Origin of the sequence: Microbacterium sp. HMWF026 (genome assembly GCF_003061325.1) — a bacterium.
Taxonomy (GTDB): Bacteria; Actinomycetota; Actinomycetes; order Actinomycetales; family Microbacteriaceae; genus Microbacterium; species Microbacterium testaceum_E.
Map to the genome: position 1 here is coordinate 1 of NZ_QAJB01000129.1, position 4,920 is coordinate 4,920.

Annotated in this window: 4 protein-coding genes; all 4 read right to left on the reverse strand. The window is 68.3% G+C overall.

The window, feature by feature from the left end:
• Window positions 1-251 (reverse strand): DnaJ domain-containing protein (locus DBR36_RS05875; RefSeq protein ID WP_181373499.1); only part of this gene is annotated, 251 nt, incomplete at its 3' end.
• Between the two features lie 11 nt (window positions 252-262).
• The gene (locus DBR36_RS05880) at window positions 263-865 is read right to left on the reverse strand and encodes a nucleotide exchange factor GrpE (RefSeq protein ID WP_108317988.1); all 603 of its coding nucleotides are present in this window, start codon (window positions 863-865) and stop codon (window positions 263-265) included.
• Window positions 866-874: 9 nt separating this feature from the next.
• Entirely contained in the window at window positions 875-2,746 is a 1,872-nt protein-coding gene (dnaK, locus tag DBR36_RS05885; RefSeq protein WP_108317989.1) for a molecular chaperone DnaK, read from the reverse strand.
• A 234-nt stretch (window positions 2,747-2,980) separates the two neighbouring features.
• Window positions 2,981-4,720, reverse strand: a complete 1,740-nt coding sequence (locus tag DBR36_RS05890) for a DEAD/DEAH box helicase (RefSeq protein WP_108317990.1) — start codon at window positions 4,718-4,720, stop codon at window positions 2,981-2,983.
• Window positions 4,721-4,920 lie beyond the last annotated feature (200 nt).

Consider the following 4,920-nt stretch of genomic DNA (forward strand, 5'->3'; position numbering starts at 1 on the left):
GAGAAGCGCGCCCCCGAGCCCATGGCCCGGATCTGGTCGTACTCCTCGCGCTGCTCGGGGTCGTTGAGGACCGAGTACGCCTCGCTGATCTCTTTGAACGTCGCCTCGGCCTTCGCGTCACCCGGGTTCGAGTCGGGGTGGTACTGGCGCGCGAGCTTGCGGTACGTCTTCTTCAGATCGGCAGCGCTGACGCTCTTGTCGACACCGAGGACCTTGTAGAAGTCCTTGTCGAACCAGTCCTGACTCGCCATGGGTCCTCCTCCTAGGCCGGGACGGCGACGACGACCTTGGCCGGTCGCAGCTCGACCGAGCCCAGGCGGTAACCGACCTCGACGACCTCGAGGATCGTCGTCTCGGTCGCACCGGGCGTCGGGGCCTGGAAGATCGCCTCGTGCTGCTGCGGGTCGAAGACGTCGCCGACGGCGCCGTACGACACCACGCCGAGTCGCTCGGCCACGGCGCGCACCTTGTCGCCGATCGCGGCGAGGGGGGTGCCCTCGACGAGATCGCCGTGCTTGGCCGCGCGGTCGAGGTCGTCCATGACGGGCAGCAGGCCCTTGACGGCCTCGCCCTTGGCGCGCTCGATCTCGCGCTCGCGCTGCTCCTCGGTGCGCCGACGGTAGTTGGCGTACTCGGCCTGCAGGCGCTTGAGGTCGATCAGCAGCGAGACCTCCTTGTCGGAGGACGCCCCCTCTGCGGCCGCCTCTGGCGTCTGCTCGGCGCCCAGGATGTCGTCGATGGTCAGTCCCTCGGCATCCGGGGTCTGGTCTCCCGACGGCGCGGGGCCGGAGGTGTTCTCCTCCGGCCCCGTCTCGTCAGGACCGGCGCCCGAGCCCGTGGGCTGTTCGTCGTCCTTGTGTGCCATGTTCTCTGCTTACTTCTTCTCGTCGGGGTTCTCGTCGTCGACGACCTCGGCGTCGATGACGTCTTCCTCGGGGTTCGGCGTCTCGCCGTTGCCGGGCTGACCCACGTTCGGGTCGGCCGGCTCGCCCGCGGCCTGCGACGAGGCGTAGATGGCCTCGCCCAGCTTGCCCTGGCTGGCGTTCAGCTTGTCGAACGCGGTCTTGACCGCGTCGTCGTCGTCACCGGCGAGAGCCGTCTTGAGCGCGTCGACATCGCCCTGCACCTCGGTCTTGACCTCGGCGGGGAGCTTGTCGTCGTTCTCTTTGATGAGCTTCTCGATCGAGTACGACAGGGTCTCGGCCTGGTTGCGGGTCTCGGCGGACTCGCGGCGCTTCTTGTCCTCGGCCGCGTTCTCCTCGGCCTCGCGCACCATGCGCTCGATGTCCTCCTTGGGCAGCGACGAGCCGCCGGTGATGGTCATCGACTGCTCCTTGCCGGTGCCCTTGTCCTTCGCCGACACGTGGACGATGCCGTTCGCGTCGATGTCGAAGGTGACCTCGACCTGCGGGATGCCACGGGGAGCCGGGGCGATGCCGGTGAGCTCGAAGGTGCCGAGCGGCTTGTTGTCGCGGGTGAACTCGCGCTCGCCCTGGAAGACCTGGATCGCGACCGACGGCTGGTTGTCGTCGGCGGTGGTGAAGGTCTCGCTGCGCTTGGTCGGGATGGCCGTGTTGCGCTCGATGAGCTTGGTCATGATGCCGCCCTTGGTCTCGATGCCGAGGCTCAGGGGGGTGACGTCGATGAGCAGGACGTCCTTGCGCTCGCCCTTGAGGACACCGGCCTGCAGGGCTGCGCCCACGGCCACGACCTCGTCGGGGTTCACACCCTTGTTGGCATCCTTACCCGTCTCCTTCTTGACCAGCTCGGCGACCGCGGGCATGCGGGTCGAGCCACCGACGAGCACCACGTGGGCGATGTCGTCGACCTTGACGCCGGCCTCGCGGATGACGTCCGAGAACGGCTTGCGGGTGCGGTCGAGGAGGTCCTTGGTGAGGTCCTCGAACTTGGCGCGGGTGAGGGTCTCGCTGAGCGAGACGGGGCCCGAGTCGGTGAGCGACAGGTAGGGCAGGTTGATCGAGGTCGAGGTCGAGCTCGACAGCTCCTTCTTGGCCTGCTCGGCCGCTTCCTTCAGACGCTGGAGGGCGATCTTGTCACCCGAGACGTCGACACCGGTGGTGTCCTTGAACTGCTTGATCAGGTAGTCGACGACGCGCTGGTCCCAGTCGTCTCCACCGAGGCGGTTGTCACCCGAGGTGGCGCGCACCTGGATGGTGGAGAAGTCGTCGTCCTTGCCCACCTCGAGCAGCGAGACGTCGAAGGTACCGCCACCGAGGTCGAAGACCAGGATGAGCTCGTCTTCTTTGCCCTTGTCGAGGCCGTACGCGAGAGCCGCGGCGGTGGGCTCGTTGATGATGCGCAGGACGTTCAGGCCCGAGATCTCGCCGGCCTCTTTGGTGGCCTGACGCTCGGCGTCGTTGAAGTACGCGGGGACCGTGATGACGGCGTCGGTGACGCTGTCGCCCAGGTACTCCTCGGCGTCGCGCTTGAGCTTCTGCAGGATGCGGGCCGAGATTTCCTGCGGCGTCCACTTCTTGCCGTCGACGTCGAAGCTCCACGTGGTGCCCATGTGGCGCTTGACGCTCGAGATGGTGCGGTCGACGTTGGTGACGGCCTGGCGCTTGGCGGTCTCGCCGACGAGCACCTCGCCGTCCTTGGTGTAGGCGACGACCGAGGGGGTCGTACGGAAACCCTCGGCGTTGGCGATGACCTTGGGCTCGCCACCCTCGAGCACACTCACGACGGAGTTGGTCGTACCGAGGTCGATTCCCACTGCACGGGGCATATGTGTCTCCTTGCTTGTGAGCGCGGCCGATGCCGCACTCGGGGTTCTGGTGAAAGTCTTTGCGCGGGTTGAGCCGCGATGACTCAAGGTTACCGAACGGCTCCGGAGAGGTCAAGGCGACTTGATATGAATTGGCTCAACTTCGTGGTGCCTCACCGCGCAGGGCCCGCAGGGCATGACGAAGACGCCCCCGCGACCCGAGGGTCGGCGGGGGCGTCGAACGGATGCCGGGACTCAGTCGCGATCGCGATCGCGGCGCTGCGGCCGGTCGCTGCGCTTGGCCGAGCGCCCGCCCTGGTCGAGGCGCAGCTCGATGAGCTGTCCCGAGATGCGCGTGTCGGCGAGGCGGTTGATGGTGTCGTTCGACAGATCGGCCGGAAGCTCGACCAGCGAGAAGTCCTGACGGATCTGGATCGCCCCGAAGTCGTTGCGGCGCAGGCCGCCCTCGTTCGCCAGGGCGCCCACGATCTGGCGCGGCTCGACGCGCTGACGGCGGCCGACGGCGATGCGGTAGGTCGCGAAGCGCCCGCCGCCACCGCGGCGGTCGCCCCGGTCGGCGCCGTCGCGGGCGGGACGATCGCGGTCGCGGTCGAACCGCTGCTGCGGGATCGTCTCTTCCTCGAGCAGCAGCGGCGTGTCGCCCTGGGCGACCACCGCGAGGGCGGCGGCCACGTCGGCCTCAGGCACGTCGTGGTGCTCGACGTAGTGCGCCACGACGTCGCGGAAGGTCGCGATCGCCGCGGTGTCCTCGAGCGCGGCCGTGATCGCGTCGTCGAACCGGGTGAGGCGCGTGGCGTTGACGTCGTCGACGCTGGGCAGCGACATCTCGGTCAGCGGCTGACGCGTGGCCTTCTCGATGGCGGTGAGCATGCGGCGCTCGCGCGGCGTGACGAAGCTGATCGCGTCGCCCGTGCGGCCGGCGCGACCGGTGCGGCCGATGCGGTGCACGTACGACTCGGTGTCGATGGGCAGGTCGTAGTTGACGACGTGGCTGATGCGCTCGACGTCGAGACCGCGCGCGGCGACGTCGGTGGCCACGAGGATGTCGAGCTTGCCGGACTTGAGCTGGTTGACCGTGCGCTCGCGCTGCACCTGGGCGATGTCGCCGTTGATGGCGGCGGCCGTGTACCCGCGGGCACGCAGCTTCTCGGCGACCGTCTCGGTCTCGTTCTTCGTGCGCGTGAAGACGATCATGCCCTCGAAGTTCTCGACCTCGAGGATGCGGGTGAGCGCGTCGATCTTCTGCTGGTACGACACCACGAGGTAGCGCTGTGTGATGTTCGCCGAGGTCGTGGTCTTGGTCTTGACCGTGATCTCTTCGGGGTCGTTCAGGTACTGCGCCGAGATGCGGCGGATCTGCGCGGGCATGGTCGCCGAGAACAGCGCGACCTGCTTGGTCGAGGGGGTGTCGGCGAGGATCGTCTCGACGTCCTCGGCGAAGCCCATCTTGAGCATCTCGTCGGCCTCGTCGAGCACGAGGAACTTCAGCTCGCTCAGGTCGAGCGTGCCCTTGTCGAGGTGGTCCATGATGCGACCGGGCGTGCCGACGATGACGTCGACGCCGCGGCGCAGAGCCGACAGCTGCTGGCCGTAGCCCTGCCCGCCGTAGACGGGCAGCACCGAAACGCCCTTGATGTGGGCGGCGTACTTCTCGAACGCCTCGCACACCTGCAGCGCGAGCTCGCGCGTGGGCGCGAGCACGAGCGCCTGGGGGTTCTTGTGGCCGGTCTCCATCTGCGACAGCACCGGCAGCGCGAACGCCGCGGTCTTGCCGGTTCCGGTCTGCGCCAGGCCCACGACGTCGCGGCCCTGCAGCAGCACGGGGATCGTGGCGGCCTGGATGGCCGAGGGGGTCTCGTAGCCGACGTCCTTGAGGGCCTTGAGCACAGCGGCATCCAGTCCCAGATCGGCGAAAGTGAGCTTTTCGGGAGTGGTGTCCGCCTCGGCGGAGGGGACGGGGGTTTCGGATGCCATGACTCCACGGTAGTCTCCTCCGCCTGTGAGCGAGAGCCGGGGTCTAGCCTGAACCCGCGCGCCGTCGTCGGCGCACCCGTCCGCGTCGGCCAACCTGGCGTTCACCGAAGGGCTCTACCGTGACCGACATGCCTTCCCCCGGCACCGCCCCCGCCTCCGCCGTCGATCGTCGCCCCGTGCTCGCGTGGGCCCTGTGGGAC

What these genes read in the sequence shown, in the direction of transcription:
- dnaK (WP_108317989.1), bottom strand. Translation starts at nt 2,746, where the DNA reads ATGCCCCGTGCAGTGGGAATCGACCTCGGTACGACCAACTCCGTCGTG.
- DBR36_RS05890 (WP_108317990.1), bottom strand. Translation starts at nt 4,720, where the DNA reads ATGGCATCCGAAACCCCCGTCCCCTCCGCCGAGGCGGACACCACTCCC.
- DBR36_RS05880 (WP_108317988.1), bottom strand. Translation starts at nt 865, where the DNA reads ATGGCACACAAGGACGACGAACAGCCCACGGGCTCGGGCGCCGGTCCT.